At 71.8% G+C, this 19,664-nt stretch carries 14 protein-coding genes and 1 tRNA gene; 3 read left to right on the top strand and 12 right to left on the bottom strand.

Annotation, left to right across the window (positions count from 1 at the left end; all coding sequences use genetic code 11):
- Window positions 1–57 precede the first annotated feature (57 nt).
- From ACFV2X_RS02975 to lepA, 3 genes are all read right to left on the bottom strand, one after another.
- On the bottom strand, window positions 58–2,034 hold the full coding sequence (locus ACFV2X_RS02975; RefSeq protein WP_385610624.1) for a SpoIIE family protein phosphatase: 1,977 nt from the start codon (window positions 2,032–2,034) through the stop codon (window positions 58–60).
- A gap of 367 nt (window positions 2,035–2,401) precedes the next feature.
- A complete protein-coding gene (locus ACFV2X_RS02980) occupies window positions 2,402–4,291 on the bottom strand; it encodes an AMP-dependent synthetase/ligase (protein ID WP_385610626.1) in 1,890 nt (629 codons plus the stop codon).
- Window positions 4,292–4,531: 240 nt separating this feature from the next.
- On the bottom strand, window positions 4,532–6,412 hold the full coding sequence (lepA, locus tag ACFV2X_RS02985) for a translation elongation factor 4 (RefSeq protein WP_385610628.1): 1,881 nt from the start codon (window positions 6,410–6,412) through the stop codon (window positions 4,532–4,534).
- Window positions 6,413–6,671: 259 nt separating this feature from the next.
- Here lepA and rpsT point away from each other — a divergent pair, with 259 nt between their 5' ends.
- The gene (gene rpsT, locus ACFV2X_RS02990) at window positions 6,672–6,938 is read left to right on the top strand and encodes a 30S ribosomal protein S20 (RefSeq protein ID WP_089506760.1); all 267 of its coding nucleotides are present in this window, start codon (window positions 6,672–6,674) and stop codon (window positions 6,936–6,938) included.
- A 149-nt stretch (window positions 6,939–7,087) separates the two neighbouring features.
- Here the strand turns inward: rpsT and ACFV2X_RS02995 are convergent, their stop codons facing one another.
- Window positions 7,088–7,534, bottom strand: a complete 447-nt coding sequence (locus ACFV2X_RS02995; protein WP_385610633.1) for a hypothetical protein — start codon at window positions 7,532–7,534, stop codon at window positions 7,088–7,090.
- 108 nt (window positions 7,535–7,642) lie between these two features.
- On the opposite strand from ACFV2X_RS02995, the gene ACFV2X_RS03000 reads away from it, so the two are divergent.
- The gene (locus ACFV2X_RS03000) at window positions 7,643–8,614 is read left to right on the top strand and encodes a hypothetical protein (protein WP_385610636.1); all 972 of its coding nucleotides are present in this window, start codon (window positions 7,643–7,645) and stop codon (window positions 8,612–8,614) included.
- Between the two features lie 162 nt (window positions 8,615–8,776).
- Here ACFV2X_RS03000 and holA read toward each other — a convergent pair whose 3' ends face one another.
- Complete coding sequence (gene holA, locus ACFV2X_RS03005; protein WP_385610639.1) at window positions 8,777–9,763, bottom strand: DNA polymerase III subunit delta; 987 nt, start codon at window positions 9,761–9,763, stop codon at window positions 8,777–8,779.
- 53 nt (window positions 9,764–9,816) lie between these two features.
- Between holA and ACFV2X_RS03010 the strand changes: the two genes are divergently transcribed.
- Entirely contained in the window at window positions 9,817–10,095 is a 279-nt protein-coding gene (locus ACFV2X_RS03010) for a hypothetical protein (RefSeq protein WP_385610642.1), read from the top strand.
- A gap of 45 nt (window positions 10,096–10,140) precedes the next feature.
- Here the strand turns inward: ACFV2X_RS03010 and ACFV2X_RS03015 are convergent, their stop codons facing one another.
- From ACFV2X_RS03015 to ACFV2X_RS03045, 7 genes are all read right to left on the bottom strand, one after another.
- Complete coding sequence (locus tag ACFV2X_RS03015; protein WP_385610645.1) at window positions 10,141–12,663, bottom strand: ComEC/Rec2 family competence protein; 2,523 nt, start codon at window positions 12,661–12,663, stop codon at window positions 10,141–10,143.
- A 374-nt stretch (window positions 12,664–13,037) separates the two neighbouring features.
- Window positions 13,038–14,114 (bottom strand): helix-hairpin-helix domain-containing protein, encoded by a 1,077-nt coding sequence (locus tag ACFV2X_RS03020; protein WP_385610647.1) that lies wholly within the window; start codon window positions 14,112–14,114, stop codon window positions 13,038–13,040.
- 120 nt (window positions 14,115–14,234) lie between these two features.
- Window positions 14,235–15,080 (bottom strand): DegV family protein, encoded by an 846-nt coding sequence (locus tag ACFV2X_RS03025; RefSeq protein ID WP_385610650.1) that lies wholly within the window; start codon window positions 15,078–15,080, stop codon window positions 14,235–14,237.
- Between the two features lie 60 nt (window positions 15,081–15,140).
- Complete coding sequence (locus tag ACFV2X_RS03030) at window positions 15,141–15,902, bottom strand: hypothetical protein (protein ID WP_385610653.1); 762 nt, start codon at window positions 15,900–15,902, stop codon at window positions 15,141–15,143.
- Window positions 15,903–16,062: 160 nt separating this feature from the next.
- Complete coding sequence (gene leuS, locus ACFV2X_RS03035) at window positions 16,063–18,936, bottom strand: leucine--tRNA ligase (protein ID WP_385610656.1); 2,874 nt, start codon at window positions 18,934–18,936, stop codon at window positions 16,063–16,065.
- A 329-nt stretch (window positions 18,937–19,265) separates the two neighbouring features.
- A tRNA-Ala gene (locus tag ACFV2X_RS03040) sits at window positions 19,266–19,338 on the bottom strand.
- A 79-nt stretch (window positions 19,339–19,417) separates the two neighbouring features.
- Window positions 19,418–19,651, bottom strand: a complete 234-nt coding sequence (locus ACFV2X_RS03045; RefSeq protein ID WP_065959277.1) for a hypothetical protein — start codon at window positions 19,649–19,651, stop codon at window positions 19,418–19,420.
- Window positions 19,652–19,664: the final 13 nt, after the last annotated feature.

Here is a 19,664-nt window from a genome sequence, read left to right on the forward strand (position 1 = left end):
GGGAGCCGCCCGGTACGCGGCTCCGCGGCTCCGCCGCGTGGCCGTCCGGAGCGCTTCCTACCGCGCCCGCAGCACCAGCATCGCCAGATCGTCGTCCGGCGGCTCGACCGCGAACGCGTGCACCGCCTGGCGGATCCGCTCCGCCAGATCGCTCGCGTCCAGCCCCACGCAGTCGCCGAGCAGCGACGCCAGCCCGTCCCCGTCGTCGAACTGCCGGGCGCCGGATCTGTGCTCCGTCACCCCGTCCGTCACGCACACCAGCGTCTCCCCGGGCGCCAGCTCGAAGGTCTCGCTCTGGTACGCGACGTCGTCCACGACGCCCAGCAGGATCTGCGGCTCGGCGACCGTGCGCACCGACCCGTCGGGCCGCAGGACCAGGGGCAGCGGATGTCCCGCGCTGGCGAGCGTGCAGCGGATGCCGTCCTTGCCCTCCTCGCCCAGCGGCACCAGCTCCCCGTACAGCAGCGACAGGAACCGCGACACCCCACCGCCCACCGACAACCCCACGCCCGCGGCCACGGCCTCCGCCGCGCCCTCGACGGCGGCCTCGACGGCCTCCTCCCCGAGCATCCGGTTGAGTCGTTCCAGCACCGCCCCGACGTCGTACCCCTCGCGCGCCAGCAGCCGCAGCCAGGGCCGTACCAGCCCGGTCACCACGGCCGCCTCCGGCCCGTTGCCGCATACGTCGCCCAGGACGAAGACCCAACGGCCGTTCCCCGCGGGGAAGATGTCGTAGAAGTCGCCCCCGGCCGAGGTGCCGCCGGTCGGCTCGTACACCACCGCCGACTCCACGCCCGGGATCCGCGCGATACGGGACGGCAGCAGGCCGCGCTGGAGCACCCGGCTGATCGTCTCCTGGCGCGTGTACTGCCGGGCGGAGGCCAGCGCCAGCGCGACCCGGCGGGCGAAGTCCTCGACCAGTCCGGCCACCTCGCCCGGCACCCGCATCAGCCCGGCCCGGCCGAGCAGCAGCGTGCCGACGGTGCGCCCGCCCGCGATCAGGCGGCAGGCCAGGGCCGCGCCGCCGGGCCCGTACGCGGAGGGGTCGCTGGGCCACTGCCAGGGCACGGCCCGGCCGCGTGCGGTGGCGGGCAGGGCCGGCGGCTCCTTCTCGAGCAGCTGGCGGAGGGTTTCGATCCGGCTCTCGCTCGCGTGCCACACCTGGGCGAGCCGCGGCGGGCCGCCTTCCGTGTCGAGCCACACCGCGCTCCAGTCGGCGAACCGCGGTACGAGCAGCTGGGCGGCCAGCGAGGTCACCATGTCCTCGTCGAACTGTCCGACCAGCAGCTCGGACGCCTCGGCGAGGAAGGACAGCGCGCCCTCGCGGATCCAGTCGGCGTCGGCGTCGCGCCCGCCGACGCGCCGGGGGTCGGGGGCCAGGAGCTCGACGGCGTACGCATCGCCGCGCGAGTCGCCGTTCAGTGTGTCGCCACTCGACGGATCGCCCTTCAGGGAGGCGCCGTTGAGGGAGCCGTCCTTCAGGGGGCCGTCGCCCGAGGCGGTGGGCAGATCGGTCGGCAATGAGCCGTCTGAAAGTGGTTCCCCCGGAAGGGCGACGGACTCGACCGCGGTGACGGGCAGTTGGAACCACACCGTCTTGCTGTCCCGGCGATAGGCCGTGCCCCAGCATTCCGCGAGCTCGGCGACCAGCCGCAGCCCGTGCCCGGCGCACACCGGGTCCTCGCCCTCGTCGGGGGGCTCACCGCGCAGGAAACGGGTGGGGTGATGGTCCGTCACCTCCACGACCACGGAGGGCACTTCGCCGTCCCCGGTTAAGACGTCCAGCGCACAGCTCACCTCGACCGCCGTCCCGGCGTGCACCACGGCGTTGGTGACCAACTCGCTCACCAGCAGTACGACCTCGTCCGCGACCCGGTCGGGAATCCGGCCGACGGCGGGGAAGTCGAGCGAGGTCCAGTCCGCCAGGGCCGTGCGCGCGAACCGGCGCGCGGCGGAGGCCGCCAGCGGATTGCCGGGCAGGCTGGTGCGCGCGGCGGCGATCCGAGCGGCCGGTACGGCCCCGGGCACGGCCACGAGCGCCGGCCCCGGCCCGGATCCGGGCCGGGGGCGGGGCACTACGCCCGGCACCGCCCCCGGCGCCGGATCAGATGTGACAGAAGCAGGTGTGACAGAAGCAGGTGTGGCAGAAGAAGGCGTCCCCACTGTGCGGCTCCTGAGCAGTCCCGGCCTAACGCCGTAGTCCGACACCGACAGAGTGGCAGACATGCCGCCCTCATATGCGCCGAGTTACGCAAGTGAGCCGCGATGAGGGGAAAAATCAGGTGAACAGTGTGTCGGAGCTGCGGCACCTGTGCGGATGTTACGCCTCGGGTGGCGCATCAGCCCCACCCGACACCCCCGCCCGACACCCCGGCCCGGGATACCCGCCACATACGTCCGCTCAGTTCTCCCTCGTGCCCGCGTACATATCCTCCAGCAGGTCCTTGTATTCCCGCTCGACCACCGGTCGCTTGAGCTTCAGGCTCGGCGTGAGCTCACCGTGCTCGACGTCCAAGTCGCGCGGCAGCAGCCGGAACTTCTTGATCGTCTGCCAGCGCTGCAGCCCCTCGTTGAGCCGCCGCACATAGCCGTCGATCAGCTCCCGCACCTCGTCCGTGGCCACCAGTTCGGCGTACGACTTGCCCTCCAGGCCGTGCTCCCGCGCCCAGTCCATGATCGTGGGCTCGTCGAGGGAGATCAGCGCGGTGCAGTAGTTGCGGTCCGCGCCGTGCACCAGGATGTTGGAGACGAACGGGCACACCGCCTTGAACTGGCCCTCGACCTCGGCCGGCGCGACGTACTTCCCGCCCGAGGTCTTGATCAGATCCTTCTTGCGGTCGGTGATGGTGAGATAGCCGTCCGGCGAAAGCTCGCCGATGTCTCCGGTGTGGAACCAGCCGTCGGACTCCAGCACCTGCTCGGTCAGCTCCGGCAGCCCGTGGTAGCCCTGCATGATCGACGGTCCGCGCATCAGGATCTCGCCGTCCTCGGCCACCCGCACCTCCAGGCCCGCGAACGCCTTGCCCACCGTGCCGGTGCGGTACTCCACGGGGTTGAGGAAGCCGGGGCCGCTGGTCTCGGTGAGCCCGTAGCCCTCCAGGATGTTGATGCCGGCGCCGGCGAAGAAGTAGCCGATGTCGGGCGCGAGCGCGGCCGCGCCGGACACCGCGGCCCGCAGCCGCCCGCCGAACGCCTCGCGCAGCTTGGCATAGACCAGCTTGTCGGCGACGGCGTGCTTGGCCTTGAGGCCCATGGGCACGGAGGCCGTGCCGGTGCGGCGGAAGTTGTCCTGGGAGGTCTTGGCGTACTCGCGGGCGACCTCGGCCGCCCACTGGAAGATCTTGTACTTGGCGCCGCCGCCCGCGCGGGCCCGCTGCGCCACGCCGTTGTAGACCTTCTCGAAGATCCGCGGCACGGCGCACATGTAGGTGGGCCTGACCACCGGCAGATTTTCGATGATCTTGTCCTGCCGGCCGTCCACGGCCGTCGTGTGGCCGACGTACACCTGCCCCGCCGTCAGCACCTTGCCGAAGACATGCGACAGCGGCAGCCACAAATACTGCACATCGTCCTCGAAGAGGATCCCGTCGAGATTGCCGATCACGATGGCCATGTACGACCAGGTGTCATGCGCCAGACGTACGCCCTTGGGGCGCCCGGTGGTACCGGAGGTGTAGATGAGCGTGGCCAGCTGGTCGGCGCGGAGCGCGTCCATGCACTCGCGCACCGCGTCCGGGTGGTTGTCGAGGTGGGCCGTGCCGCGCTTCTCCAGCTCGGCGAGCGAGAGCACCCAGCCCTCGGGGTCGCCCTCGGCGGGGATCGCGTCCTCGGCCTTGATCACCACGACATGGGCCAAGTCGGGAAGTTCCTCGCGCTGCTCCCGCGCCTTGGCCAGCTGCGCCCCGTCCTCGGCGATCAGCACCCGGCTGCCGGAGTCGGAGAGGATGAAGGCCGTCTCCTCGGCGTTGGTGTTCGGGTAGACCGTGGTGGTCGCCGCGCCCGCGCAGAGCACCCCGAGGTCGGTCAGGATCCACTCGATACGCGTGGAGCAGGCCAGCGCCACCCGTTCCTCGGGGCGGACGCCGAGGTCGATCAGGCCGGCGGCGATCGCGAAGACCCGGTCCGCGGTCTCGCGCCAGGTCAGGGGCTGCCAGTCGTCGGGGCCCTCGCCCGAGGCGGGCGGGACCGGATAGCGGTAGGCCTCGGCGTCCGGCGTCGCCTCGACGCGCTGGAGGAAGTGCGTCGCCAGGGACGGCGGGCGGTTCTCGAGCAAAGTCTTCGTGTCGGTCACGGTCACGGCATCCTCCGGAGCCCGCCTCAGTGCTTGTCTCGCTTGCCTCGCGCTTATTAACTCGCGAGTAACCTTTGAGCAGTGATCAGGGTAAGGGCCGGAACCGTACCGCGTAAGGGGGCTTCGGCCACCTTGTTGAAACTTAGGGCGCGCCAGTCCTTAAACGTGGGGAAGCAGTCGTGCAACGAGGGCAGTGGGCCTGGCGCGCCGCGCGCCGGACCCACTGCCCGCCGGCCCGCCCTACTTCTTCGCTTTCGCGTCACCCTCGGAGTCGGAGGACAGCACCGCGATGAAGGCCTCCTGCGGGACCTCCACGCTGCCGACCATCTTCATCCGCTTCTTGCCTTCCTTCTGCTTCTCCAGCAGCTTCCGCTTCCGGGAGATGTCACCGCCGTAGCACTTGGCGAGCACGTCCTTGCGGATGGCGCGGACCGTCTCGCGGGCGATCACCCGGCTGCCGATGGCGGCCTGGATCGGCACCTCGAAGTTCTGCCGCGGGATCAGCTCGCGCAGCTTGGCGACCAGCCGGACGCCGTACGCGTACGCCTTGTCCTTATGGGTGATCGCGGAGAACGCGTCGACCTTGTCGCCGTGCAGCAGGATGTCGACCTTGACCAGGTCGGAGACCTGCTCGCCGGTGGGCTCGTAGTCGAGCGAGGCATAGCCGCGGGTCTTGGACTTCAGCTGGTCGAAGAAGTCGAAGACCACCTCGGCGAGCGGAAGGGTGTAGCGGATCTCGACCCGGTCCTCGGAGAGGTAGTCCATGCCGAGCATCACACCGCGGCGGTTCTGGCAGAGCTCCATGATCGCGCCGATGAACTCGCTCGGGGCCAGGATGGTGGACCGTACGACCGGCTCGTGCACCTTGTCGATCTTGCCCACGGGGAACTCGCTGGGGTTGGTCACCGTGTGCTCGGAGCCGTCCTCCATGTCCACGCGGTAGATCACATTGGGCGCGGTGGCGATCAGATCGAGACCGAATTCGCGCTCCAGACGCTCACGGATGACCTCCAGATGCAGCAGGCCGAGGAAGCCGACGCGGAAGCCGAAGCCGAGGGCCGCCGAGGTCTCCGGCTCGTAGACCAGCGCGGCGTCGTTGAGCTGGAGCTTGTCCAGCGCCTCGCGCAGTTCCGGGTAGTCCGAGCCGTCCAGCGGATACAGCCCGGAGAAGACCATGGGCTTGGGGTCCTTGTAGCCGCCCAGCGCCTCGGTCGCCCCGCGGGTGAACTGGGTGATCGTGTCGCCGACCTTGGACTGGCGGACGTCCTTCACCCCGGTGATCAGATAGCCCACCTCACCGACGGACAGTCCGTCGGCAGGGGTCATCTCGGGCGAGTTGGTGCCGATCTCCAGCAGCTCATGGGCGGCGCCGGTGGACATCATCTTGATGCGCTCGCGCTTGCCCAGCGTGCCGTCGACGACCTTGACGTAGGTCACGACGCCCCGGTACGCGTCATAGACCGAGTCGAAGATCATGGCTCGGGCCGGGGCGTCCTTGACGCCCACCGGGGCCGGGACCAGCCTGACGACCTCGTCCAGCAGTTCGGCCACGCCCTCACCGGTCTTGGCGGAGACCTTGAGCACATCGGAGGGGTCGCAGCCGATGATGTGGGCCAGCTCGGCGGCGTACTTCTCGGGCTGGGCGGCCGGGAGGTCGATCTTGTTGAGGACCGGGATGATCGTGAGGTCGTTCTCCAGGGCCAGGTAGAGATTGGCCAGGGTCTGCGCCTCGATGCCCTGGGCCGCGTCGACCAGCAGGATGCAGCCCTCACAGGCCGCGAGGGAGCGCGAGACCTCGTAGGTGAAGTCCACGTGGCCAGGGGTGTCGATCATGTTGAGGATGTGGGTGGCGCCCGCATCCCCGCCTTGATCCCCGCCCTGGGGTGCCCAGGGCAGCCGGACCGCCTGGGACTTGATCGTGATGCCGCGCTCGCGCTCGATATCCATGCGGTCGAGGTACTGCGCGCGCATCTGCCGCTGCTCGACCACACCGGTCAGCTGGAGCATCCGGTCGGCGAGCGTCGACTTGCCGTGGTCGATGTGCGCGATGATGCAGAAGTTACGGATGAGAGCCGGGTCGGTACGGCTCGGCTCCGGCACATTGGTAGGGGTCGCGGGCACGCAGGGTCCTGTGTCTAGGCGGGACTCGGTGTTGTCAGTCAGTGATGTCAGTCAGTCGTCAGTCCATGGTCCCACGACTGGCGACCGCGCCCGGGTTCGGTACGGCGACGGCGCCCGGGTTCGGTACGGATGCGGCTCCGTTTAGGAGGCCGCGAAGCCTGCTGGTAACCTGGTCGACTGTGTCTCGTGCCGCTCTCGCGAGTGACACCGGATGCGAAACGAAACAGCGAAATCCAACGAACCTGCGAAGGCTCTTTACGTGGCGAACATCAAGTCCCAGATCAAGCGGAACAAGACGAACGAGAAGGCGCGCCTGCGCAACAAGTCCGTCAAGTCCGAGCTGAAGACCGCGATCCGTCGGACCCGCGAGGCCGTCGCCGCCGGTGACGTCGAGAAGGCCACCGCCGCCGCCCGCGTCGCGTCCCGGAAGCTGGACAAGGCCGTCAGCAAGGGCGTCCTCCACAAGAACAACGCCGCCAACAAGAAGTCGGCCCTGGCCAGCCAGGTCGCCGGCCTCCAGGGCTGATTCCGGGGGCCACCGCCCCACCCCGCCGTGGGAACATTCGAGCCCTCTACCTCGAATCACGGACAGTCTTCGTAGTACGCCACGCTACGTTTCAATGCCCCCGGGCCCACTCCGGGGGCATTGCTGTGTCCCGGACGTCACCAGAGCCGTCACCACAGCCGCACGCGCCAGCACCTGCCGGGCGGCTCACCGGCCTTGCCGCTCTTGCAGACTCTGAGCGAGAGGTGTGCCGCCTCGTGGATATCGCGCGAGGACTCCTCGCATACCCCGTCGTCACTGGTGTCGCTCCCCTTGATGAGAGCGTCCCCGCCGTCGGCCCAGATGTCCGTGCCGGCCGGAGTGAAGACGTACGCCCGTATGCCCACCCCATCAGGGGTCTGATCGCAGACCCGCAGGGTGTCCGCGTCCTCGATCCACCGCACGGCGTCCCCGTCGAAGGTCGTCGGCACGTCGAACGGCATCCGCGCCGCCACGTTCCCCGGCGGCACCCACGCGTAGTGCACCAGGGTGGCGGCCGCCACCCCCGCCATGAGCAGCCCACCCCACAGCGTCAGGCGCCCGGCCCGGCCCGCAGGCAGGCGGACGCGGGCGCTCATTCACTGCGGCACCAGAGCGTCCGGCGCATTCCGCAATGGCTCCGCGGTGGCGGGACGTTTCCCCAGGGCAGCGTGGGGGTTTTGGCCTTTATCGGGTATGTTCACGTCATGTCGATACCGGGGGAGTCTCCCAACCCGTACGGGCCGCCGCAGCAGCCCCAGCCACCTCAGCCAGGCGCACCGGCCCCACAGCCGAACCCCTACGCGCAGGGCCCGCAGCAGGGACAGTCGCCGTATCCGTACGCGCAGCCGACGATGCCCGCCATGCCCGCCGTCACCTCGATGCCCCCGGGCCCCCCTGGTCCTCCCGCGCCTCCCGGGGCCGGTGGCTGGTCCACACCCGAGACTGCGGCCGGGGCCGGCTACGGCCCGATGGGCGGTCAGCCGCCCATGCCGCCCGCCGGGCCGGGCAACCCCGGCGGCCGGGGCAAGGGCTGGCTGTGGGGCCTGGGCGGGGCGGTCGTCGCCTCGGCGGTATGGGCCGGGGTCGTGTTCTCGACCGGCGGCTTCGGGAGCGGCGAGAAGAAGGCCGACCTGGGGACCTACCAGTACGCCGGCAACCTGTGCTCCTCCAGCGACTTGACCCCCATCGAGAACGCCTCCTTCAAGGAGAAGGACTCGACCAGCGGGACCAATCCGCAGCACAGCAGCTCGGAGGACCCGGCCATGGACTCGATGACCTGCAACGTCGACTACGAGCCCAGCTCCTCGTCCAGCAGCGACTACTCCTCCGCCTGGCTCTACACGACGGCGTATCTGCACCGGAAGACGGACCCCACGCCCGAGTTCAAGGCGACCTACATGTCGTACAAGAACCAGAAGACCTCCACCACCCACTACAAGGTGTCCGAGGTCAGCGGTGTCGGCGACGAGGCGTATGTGGTGGCCCAGGAGTACGAGGGCACCAGCAACACCAGTGCCTATGTGATCCTCGGGGTGCGCGACGGCTGGATGACGTACCAGACGACGTGGTCGCAGTACGCGTCCAGCTCGTCGGACAGCCCGGTCAAGAGCAATGCCGAGATCACCGAAATGCTCAAGGCGAGCGCCAAGGGGACGCTGGAGAAGCTGCAGAAGTAGTCGGCCAGTTGGCCAGTCGGCCCGAAGCGGCACCCGCGCGGGCTGTCACCGTCGGACCCGTCCGGTCGCCCCGGGCGGGTCCGGGGCTTTTCTGCCAGACCCTTGATGGACCTCCGCCGGACCTCTGCCGGATCTCTGCCGGATCTCCGTGGGAGAAGGGGCCTAGCGGCCCGCTCGGGCGGCACGGGCGACGGTGACCACCGCCTTCTCCAGCGCGTACTCCGGGTCGTCGCCGCCACCCTTGACCCCCGCGTCGGCCTCGGCCACGGCGCGCAGCGCCACCGCCACGCCATCCGCCGACCAGCCGCGCATCTGCTGCCGCACCCGGTCGATCTTCCACGGCGGCATGCCGAGCTCACGCGCCAGATCGCCGGGGCGCGCACCGCGCGGCGCTGAGGCGAGCTTGCCGATGGCGCGCACGCCCTGCGCGAGGGCGCTGGTGATCAGCACCGGGGCCACGCCCGTGGACACGGCCCAGCGCAGCGCCTCCAGGGCCTCGGCGGTGCGCCCTTCGACCGCGCGGTCGGCGACGGTGAAGCTGGACGCCTCGGCACGGCCCGTGTAGTAGCGGGCGACGACGGCCTCGTCGATCGTGCCCTCCACATCGGCGACAAGCTGCGCGCAGGCACTCGCCAGCTCGCGCAGATCGCTTCCGATGGCATCGACCAGCGCCTGGCACGCCTCCGGCGTGGCGGACCGCCCGGTGGCCCGGAACTCCGCCCGCACAAAGGCCAGCCGGTCGGCCGGCTTGGTCATCTTCGGGCATGCGACCTCGCGCGCGCCCGCCTTGCGGGCGGCGTCCAGCAGCCCCTTGCCCTTGGCGCCGCCGGCATGCAGCAGCACGAGGGTGATCTCCTCGGCGGGGGCGCTCAGATACCCCTTCACGTCCTTGATCGTGTCCGCCGACAGATCCTGTGCGTTGCGCACCACCACGACCTTGCGCTCGGCGAACAAGGAAGGGCTCGTCAGCTCGGCGAGGGTGCCGGGCTGCAGCGCGTCGGGCATGAGGTCGCGCACATCGGTGTCCGGATCGGCGGCCCGGGCCGCCGCCACGACCTGCTGCACGGCACGGTCGAGCAGCAGGTCCTCCTGGCCCACGGCGAGAGTCACGGGGGCGAGCGGATCGTCGGTCGTCGTCTTCCTGGCCATCGCCGTCCAGCATCCCACGACCCGCCGACAGCCCCGACAGCCCCGCTCCCCGGATGCCCGACAATGATCCGGTGACCGATGCACGCCTCGACCCCGTACGACATGTCCTCGTCCTGCCCGACCGCGACGCGGCCGAGGAGGTGGCCGAGGGCCTGGCCGACCGCTTCGGCTTCGCCGAGGAACCCCATCTGATCCGGGACGCGCTGGCGGGCGAGGACGACGCGGAGGACGCGCAGTGGCTGGTGGTCGTGGAGGACCCGGCCAAGGCCCTGGACCCGGCGGCGCTGGACGCGTACGCGGCCGAATACGAGGGATGGCTGGAGGCCGAGTAGTCCCGGGGCTGTGTGGCCACCCGCCACCGCCGAGCGTGACCCGCGTCATCTGACCGCCGCCCTCAGGTCCGGGCCGGTGATCGCGATCGGACCGGCGGAGTCGGTACGCAGAACGGCGGCGCCCTGGGCGCGGAGGGCGGCGACGGTTCGGGGGGATGGGTGGCCATACGGGTTGTCCGCACCACAGCTGATCAGCGCGAGGCGCGGGCTCACACGGCGGAGCAGGCCCGGGTCCTGGTAGGCGGAACCGTGGTGGGCGACCTTGAGGACGTCCACCTCGGGCAGCGTGGGGTGGGCGGCCAGCAGAGCGCTCTGTGCGGGTGGTTCGAGATCGCCCAGGAGGAGGAAGGTCAGGCCCGCCGTGCGGACCAGGAGCGTGACGCTCGCGTCGTTCGGGCCCTCGACAGGCGGCCCGGCCGCGCCTTGCCCCAGCGCGGGCGATACGGCCGCGCCTCGTCCCTCCGCGGAGCGCACGGCCGCGGGCGGCGGCCACAGCACCTCCCAGGACAGGGAGCCGACCCGGCGGCGCTCCCCCGGTGCGGCGGTGATCATCGGGATATGCGCCACCCCGGCCCGGCGGCGCACGGACTCGGCCTGATCCGGCGGGTCCCTCAGGGGCGTCGTCTCGATCGCGCCCACCGCCCTGCCGCGCAACGCGCCGCTCAGCCCTGCCACATGGTCGGCGTGGAAGTGGGTGAGAACGAGCAGTGGAATACGGACCACGCCCAGCCTCCGCAGACAGCGGTCCACGGCGCGCGGCTCAGGCCCGGTGTCCACGACGACGGCCGTACCGGGGCCGGCCGAGAGGACCAGCGCGTCGCCCTGGCCGACATCGCAGACCACCAGGCGCCAACCGGGCGGTGGCCAGCCGGAGATGACGCGGGCCAGTGGAGCCGGGCGGATGAGTACGAGCAGCAGGAGCAGCGCGCAGAGCGCGCACAGCAGCCGGTGCCCCAGCAGGCGGCGGCCAGTGAGCACGGCGACGGCGGTGACGGCGGCCAGCAGCAGCCCGCCGGCCCAGCCGCCCGGCCAGGCCAGCTCCGCCCCGGGCAGCCCCGCGCCCGCGCGAGCCACGGAGGCAATCCACCCGGCCGGCCAACCCGCCAGCCAGGCCAGGCACTCGGCGACCGGGAACGCGAACGGGGCCGCCGCGAGGGCGGCGAAGCCGAGGATCGTGGCGGGGGCGACCGCGAGCTCGGCGATCAGATTGCAGGGGATCGCCACCAGACTCACCCGGCCGGCCAGCACCACGACCACCGGCGCGCACACCGCCTGGGCCGCTACGGCCGCGGCCAGCATCTCGGCGGGCCGCGGCGGCAGTCCGCGCCGCCGCAGGGCGACACCGAGCCCCGGAGCGAGGGTGAGCAGCGCGCCCGTGGCCAGCACGGAGAGCAGAAAACCGTAGCTCCGCGCCAGCCAGGGGTCGTAGAGGACCAGTACCAGGACGGCGGCGGCCAGGGCCGGCAGCAGGGACCGGCGGCGGCCGGTGGCGATGGCCAGCAGGGTGATCAGCCCGCACGCGGCTGCGCGCAGCACGCTGGGGTCGGGTCTGCAGACGATGACGAAGCCGAGCGTGAGCCCACCGCCGAGCAACGCGGTCATCCGCAGCGGGATGCCCAGCCGGGCGGCGAGCCCGCGCCGCTCGGCCCGGGCGGCGAGGTGGGGCGGTCCGATGAGCAGCACGAGGATCACCGACAAATTGCTTCCGCTGACCGCCAGCAGATGCGTCATGTCCGCGGCCCGGAATGCCTCTTCGAGATCCGGCGACACCCGTGAGGTGTCCCCCACCACAAGCCCCGGGAGCAGCGCCCGCGCGTCCGGGGCCAGCCCGTCGGTCGCGGCCCGCAGACCGCCCCGCAGCCGCCCGGCCACGCGTTGGGCCGCGGTGGGCCCCGCGACGATCTGCGGCGCCCCGCCGCCGTTGACACGCACCACGGCGGCGATGCGGTCGCCGTCGCGCATCGGCGGGGCGAGACGGCCGTGGACGCGCAGGCGCGTGGAGGGCAACAGCCGCAGCCACGCGGCCTGCTGCTGCGGCCGTGGCTGGGCGATCACGAGGACGGGAGCGCGGGTGGTGGCCGCCGAGCCGCCGTGGTCGGCGGCCACACGAGTGGCCTCCGCCTCCAGCACCATGGACACGGGCGCGGGCGCGGCGCCCCGCACCCGGGGACGGGTGAGGCGCGGATCGCCCGTGACAGTCAGCTCGACGGAAGCCCCGGCGTACACCCGGGCCAGCGACGGCACCGGCCCCCGCCGCACATCCGCCCCATGCGCCCAGGCCACGGCAGCCGCCGCAGCCCCGCACACCAACGCCGCAGCCACGCTCCCCCGAAGCCCACGCCACCGCGCCCCGGCCGCCGACGCGGCCCCGCCTCCCTGGGCTGCAACCGTTCCCGGACCGTCTGCAGCTGCTGGGGCTGCTACGACTTCCGGAGCGGCTACCTCTCCCGGGGCGGCTGGGCCTTCCGGGACGCCCGCAGTCCCCGGGACAGCCGCGCTTCCCGGGGCCGCTACAGCTCCCGAGGGCGCCGCGCCTCCCCGCGCTGCCCCGCCTCCCGCGGACGCCACACCTCCCGCTTCGCAGCGACCTGTCGGTCCCGCTCGCGAGGCTGTGCCCTGGGCCCTGCCCGGGCCTCGGGTGGCGCATCGGGGCGGGGCGGGGGGCGTGGACCGCGGCGGAGTGTTGGGCGGGGGTGGGGCGGCCGCCCGGGGGCGGTGGGTGGCCCACATCAGGGCCGTTGCGGCGAGGCATGCTCCCGCGCAGGCCAGAGCCACCGTGCGGCCGGACGCCCCGAGGGCGAGGGCCGCCGCAAGCCAGGCGGCGAGGGCAGGTGGTACGAGGCGTAAGTCGGGCGGGCCCTCCTGGCGTGGGGCGGAGGCTCCGCGTGGGGAGGCGGCCTCGGCGTGCACCGGGGCGCGGGGGCGCGGGGCCTGTCGGGGTGTCATGGGCGGACCAGCGGGCGGAGGTCGGCGAATCGGCGGTCGCCGATCCCGTTGACCTCGCGGAGTTCGTCGACGGAGCGGAAACCGCCGTGCTGGGTGCGGTAGTCGAGGATGTGCCGGGCCAGCACGGGGCCGACCCCGGGAAGGGTGTCCAGTTGGTCGACGGTGGCGGAGTTCAGGCTGACCGGCCCGGCGGGCGCCGGGCCCGCGCCGCCCGACTCGGCCGTGACGGCGGGGCCGCCGCCAGTGGGGGGCAGGGCAGGGGGCGTGCCGACCACGATCTGCTCGCCGTCCGCCAGGACACGGGCCCGGTTCAGCCCGCTGAGATCCGCGCCCGGCCGGGTCCCTCCGGCCGCCTTCAGCGCGTCGGCGACCCTCGAACCCGATCGCAGCCGATGCACCCCCGGGTCGCGGACCTTGCCCGATACATCCACCACGACCGACCCCGGCCCCGGCCCCGCCGTAGGCCCCGCCCCGGGCGACGGAGCCAGAGCCGAAGCCGGTTCGGAGGCCGCCGGGCGCGGCGGCTCCGGGGGCGGTGCCGCGACCGTCTGCGGTCGGCCGGTCAAGAAGTGGTACGCCGCGAACGCTGCCGCGACGAGCAGTGCGACGGCCAGCGCGGCCAGGGTCCGCAGTTCGATACCGCAGCGGAGCTGAAGCCACAGCGGCAGCCGCTCCTTCAGCGCCAGCCGCAGGCGGTCGCGGCGTGGCATCCCCGGGTTGCCGGCGGCCGCTTCCGCCTCGGCCGCTCCGGCTGCTTTGGCTGCTTCAGCCGCTTCGGCCTCGTTGGCTGCCTCGACCGGCTTGGTGACGTCCGCCGTACCGGTACCCGTGCGCTCTTCGCTCGCCTCGTCCCGGGCGCCCGGCGGCGGCTGGGGCGTGGCAGCGGTGACTCGTGGTGCGCTGGGGAAGAGCGCGGTCGCTCGCGCATGGCGGTGGTACGCGGCCGCCGCCGGGCGCGTACCGACGCCGGGGCGGCGGCGGAGCAGATGGCGGCCCGGGCCGGAGGGCGGGCGGCGGTCGTGACGGCGGGCGGAGCCCGGCCGGGTGGTTACTGTGCGTGAGCGTGCTCCCATGCGCCTGACCGTAGGCGACCTCGGCCGATCTCGCCGACGCACCTCAATTTCCGGGGATAACCCACCAGTTGTGGATAACCCCGTCACCCGGACGGGCGCACCCGGCCTCTCCCCGCCCCGCTAGCGCGGCGAGACCACCGCGCCCAGCAGACCGGGACCGGTGTGGGCGCCGATCACCGCGCCGACCTCGCTCACGTACAGCTCCTCGAGCCCGGGCACCCGCTCGCGCAGCCGCTCCGCGAGGGCCGCCGCCCGCTCGCCCGCGGCCAGATGCTGTACCGCGATGTCCACGGGGCTCAGGCCGGCCCGCTCCACCACGATCTCCTCCAGCCGGGCGATGGCCTTGGACGCGGTGCGGACCTTCTCCCGCAGCTCGATCCGGCCCTCGTCCAGCTGCAGCAGCGGCTTGACCGCGAGGGCCGAGCCGAGCAGCGCCTGGGCGGCCCCGATGCGGCCGCCGCGGCGCAGATAGTCGAGGGTGTCGACGTAGAAGTAGGCGGCCGTGCTCTCGGCGCGCTTCTCGGCGGCCGCGACCGCCTCGTCCAGCGTGCCGCCGCTCTCGGCGGTCTCGGCCGCCGAGAGGGCGCAGAAGCCGAGCGCCATGGCCACCATCCCGGTGTCCACCACCCGCACCGGCACGGGCGCGTCCTGGGCCGCGAGCACGGCTGCGTCGTATGTGCCGGAGAACTCGGCCGACAGGTGGAGGGAGACGATCCCCGTCGCGCCCGCCTCGGCGGCGGCGCGGTAGGCGGCCGCGAACATCGCCGGGCTGGGCCGGGACGTGGTCACCGGTCTGCGCTTCTGCAACGCCTGCGCGAGGGACCGGGCCGAGATCTCGGTCCCCTCCTCCAGTGCCCGGTCTTCGAGCACCACCGTCAGCGGCACCGAGACGATGTGGTGCCGCTCCATGGCCTCCTGCGGAAGGTACGCCGTGGAATCGGTCACGATCGCGACATGGCGGGACATGACTGGGAGGTTATCGGGGGATGGCCTGGGCGAACAGCGCGACCCCGCCGGATGATCAGGTCACGTCGTGTTCTTACGGCGCGCGCCCGCCGGGTCGGCGGCCGGTGTCCCCGCGGCATCAGCCGGTGATGTCGCTGCCTGCCACCAGCTGTCCGTCCCCGCCGTGGAGCCGGGGCCACTGATGGACCGGGGCGGCTCGCCGGACGTGGGCGCGGGCGCGGCAGGCCCGGCGGGCCCCGCCGCGGTCCCGGAAGCCGCTGGGGAGGAGGGCTCGGGCTCCGGCGCCCAGTGCCGCAGCGCGCCCGCTTCGACCTCGATCTCGCGGTCCAGCGCGTCCAGGTCGTCCCGGGCGAACCGCTGCGCCCGGTCCTGTGCCGCCCAGCGCAGCGAGTCCGCGGAGCGGGTGATCCGCTCCGTACGCTCCCGGAGCTCGGGCAGCTGGGCCTCCAGGCGGGTCCTGGTCGGCTCCTGCTCCAGCCGCTTCAGCTCCTCGTCCAGCTCCCGCCCATGGGCGCTGAGCCGTTCGAAAAGGCCCAACGCCTCGGACAGCGACGGATCTTGGGGCGCCCCCGCCCGCAGCACCTCATGGGTCGCCCGCATCGAAGTGCGCAGCGACAGGCGCAGCTCGGCGAGCTCGCCCGCCGGGCCGGGCTGTACGAACTGCTTGGCCCGCAGCCTGGTGTCCTCCACCGTGCGGCGGGCCTGGCTGACGGTGCGGTCGATACCGCGCTTGGCCGCCTTCACCGCCCGGACGCCCGCGTAGACCCCCACCGAGACGAAGAGCAGGAAGACAAGCAGCAGGATCCAGACAACGGCTTCCATGCGCGCTCCTTCGCGGCGGCGGGCCGGGCGGCTCCGGCCGACGGCATCGGTCGTCTTCCCATCCCACCGTAAACGCAACGGGTGGGTCACGGGTTCCCGGCGAACCCCCAACCCACCCGTAGGTGGAATCCCTGACGCCCCAGCGGTCAGTGGTCAGCCATCACGCGGGGACGATGTTCACCAGCTTCGGCGCCCGCACGATCACCTTCCGGATCCCCGCGCCGTTCAGCGCGGCCACCACCGCGGGGTCGCCCAGCGCCAGCTTCTCCAGCTCCTCCTCGGAGACCGAGGGCGCGACCTCCAGCCGTGCCTTGACCTTGCCCTTGACCTGCACCACACAGGTCACGGTCTCGTCGACGACATACGCCGGGTCGGCGACCGGGAAGGGCTCGTGGACGACCGACGTGTCGTGGCCCAGCTTGCGCCACAGCTCCTCGGCGACGTGCGGGGCCAGCGGCGCGATCAGCAGCACCAGGGCCTCGGCGACCTGGCGCGGCACCTCGCGGGCCTTGGTGACGTGGTTGTTCAGCTCGGTGATCTTGGCGATGGCGGTGTTGAACCGCAGGTTCACCATGTCCTGCCGTACGCCGTCGATCGCCTTGTGCAGGGCGCGCAGCGTCGCCTCGTCGGGCTCGGCGTCCACGACGGTGACCTCGCCGGATGCCTCGTCCACCACATTGCGCCACAGGCGCTGCAGCAGCCGGTACTGGCCGACCACCGCGCGGGTGTCCCAGGGCCGCGACACATCCAGCGGCCCCATGGCCATCTCGTACAGCCGCAGCGTGTCGGCCCCGTACTCGGCGCAGATCTCGTCCGGGGTGACGGCGTTCTTCAGGGACTTGCCCATCTTGCCCAGCAGACGGGTGACCTTTTCGCCCTGGTAGTAGTACGCGCCGTCGCGCTCCTCGACCTCCGCCGCCGGGACCGCGATACCGCGGCTGTCCCGGTAGACAAAGGCCTGGATCATGCCCTGGTTGTACAGCTTGTGGAACGGCTCGGCCGACGAGATGTGGCCCAGGTCGTACAGCACCTTGGACCAGAAGCGCGCGTACAGCAGGTGCAGCACGGCGTGCTCGGCGCCGCCGACGTACAGGTCGACGCCGCCGGTCGGCTGCCCCTCGCGCGGCCCCATCCAGTACTGCTCGATGTCCGGGTCGACCAGCCGCTCGGCGTTGTGCGGGTCCAGGTAGCGCAGCTCGTACCAGCAGGAGCCGGCCCAGTTGGGCATGGTGTTGGTCTCGCGGCGGTACCGCTTGGGCCCGGCGCCGTCGCCCAGGTCCAGCTCCACATGGACCCAGTCCTCGTTCCGGGACAGCGGGGTCTCCGGGGAGGTGTTGGCGTCGTCGGGGTCGAAGGTGCGCGGCGAGTAGTCCTCGACCTCCGGCAGCTCCAGCGGCAGCATCGACTCGGGCAGCGGGTGGGCCACGCCGTCCTCGTCGTAGACGATCGGGAAGGGCTCGCCCCAGTAGCGCTGGCGGCTGAACAGCCAGTCGCGCAGCCGGAAGTTGACGGTGCCCTCGCCGATGCCGCGGGCGGTCAGCCACTCGGCCATCCGGGCCTTGGCCTCGGCGACGCCCAGGCCGTCCAGGGAGATGTCGTCGTTGGACGAGTTAATGATCTTCGCGTCGTACGACCCGAAGGCGTCCACCCACGTCGCGGTGTCGGTGCCCCGGCCGTCGGTCGGCTCGACGATGCAGTGGATCGGCAGCTCGAAGGCGCGCGCGAACTCGAAGTCGCGCTGGTCGCCCGCCGGGACGGCCATGATCGCGCCGGTGCCGTAGCCCATCAGGACGTAGTCGGCGATGAAGACCGGCACCCGGTCGCCGTTGACCGGGTTGATCGCGAAAGCGCCCGTGAAGACGCCGGTCTTGTCCTTGACCTCGGCCTGCCGCTCGACGTCGGACTTGGCGGCGGCTTGCTTGCGGTACGCGGCGACGGCCTCGGCCGGGGTGCTGTGGCCGCCGGTCCACACGTCGTGCGTGCCCTCGGGCCAGGCGGCCGGGACGATGGCGTCCACCAGGCCGTGCTCGGGGGCCAGCACCATATAGGTCGCGCCGAACAGGGTGTCCTGGCGGGTGGTGAAGATCGTGATCTTGGCGTCGGAGTGGTCCGCCACCGGGAAGTCCACCCGGGCGCCCTCGCTCCGCCCGATCCAGTTGCGCTGCTGCAGCTTGATGGCCTCGGGCCAGTCCAGCGCCTCCAGGTCATCCAGCAGCCGGTCCGCGTAGGCGGTGATCCGCATGTTCCACTGGCGCAGGTTGGCCTTGAAGACCGGGAAGTTGCCGCGCTCGGAGCGGCCCTCGGCGGTGACCTCCTCGTTGGCCAGCACGGTGCCCAGGCCCGGGCACCAGTTGACCGGCGCGTCGGAGGCGTACGCCAGGCGGTAGCCGCTCAGCACGTCAGCGCGCTCGACGGCGGTCAGCTCCGCCCAGGGGCGCCCGTCCGGGGTCGCCCGCTCACCGGAGACGAACTGCTCGACCAGGGTGGCGATCGGGCGCGCCTTGTCGGCCTCCTGGTCGTACCAGGAGTTGAAGATCTGCAGGAAGATCCACTGGGTCCACTTGTAGTAGTCCGGGTCGATCGTCGCGAAGGAGCGGCGCGGGTCGTGGCCCAGCCCCAGGCGGCGCAGCTGGCGCCGCATGTTCTCGATGTTGGCCTCGGTGCTCACCCGGGGGTGGGTGCCGGTCTGCACGGCGTACTGCTCGGCGGGCAGGCCGAAGGCGTCGAAGCCCAGGGTGTGCAGGACGTTGTGGCCCGTCATGCGGTGGTAGCGGGCATAGACGTCGGTGGCGATATAGCCCAGGGGGTGGCCGACGTGCAGGCCCGCGCCCGAGGGGTACGGGAACATGTCCATGATGAACTTCTTGGGCCGCGCCACGGCCTCCGGCTCCCCTGCCAGCTCACCGCTCGGGTTGGCGGCGTCGTACGTGCCCTGCGCGTCCCAGAAGTCCTGCCAGCGGGCCTCGATGTCGGCGGCCAGCGCGGCGGTGTAGCGGTGCGGCGCGGCCGCCTCGGCGGCATTGGTCTCGCTCATGGTCCTCAAAGCTCCATCGGGTCGTCTCTGCCTGCGGTACCGGGCGACTCTCCGTCGCAGTCGCATCCGAGCAGTCGCGTCTGAAACAAAAAGACCCCTCGCACAGGAGGGGACGCCGCGCCGATTCCGACCCTGGTGGATCACCGGTCGGGACTGATCAGCGCGGCCCGCTAAGCAGAAGGCGTACGGCACGCATGGGGTCAGGTTACCGCAGGGCACCAATGGCGCGCACAGAGGTTGCCGCCGGACCGGACTCGTCGCCAACGCCCCGGGCCCATGACGATGGGCGGGCCGTCCTCACCGGACGGCCCGCCCATTCACTCACACTGTGGAGCTAAGGAGAATTGAACTCCTGACCTCCTGCATGCCATGCAGGCGCTCTACCAACTGAGCTATAGCCCCAGGTCTTGCTCCGCCCGGTCCCCCCGGCGGCATCGCCTACATTACACGGACCCCACGGCCGTCTGCCAAATCGGTTTCCTTATGCCGTCGCGAACGAGTAGAAGCGCTTCAGGGTGCAGTGCTCGTCGAGGAGCCGTCCGTAGATCGGCTCCCCTTCGAGCTCCCTGTACGTCTCGATCGGGTCGCCCTTGATGATGAGCGCCCGGGCGCACTCCACACACCAGTACTGGTAGTCGGGGTTGAGCGGTTCCATGTCGCGCACGATCGGCGTCCCGCTGCCACACCAGTCGCACTTCCGGCTGTGTGCTCCCAATCTCACTCAGCTC

The sequence above is a fragment of the Streptomyces sp. NPDC059679 genome, assembly GCF_042734105.1.
In the GTDB taxonomy this organism is placed as follows: domain Bacteria; phylum Actinomycetota; class Actinomycetes; order Streptomycetales; family Streptomycetaceae; genus Streptomyces.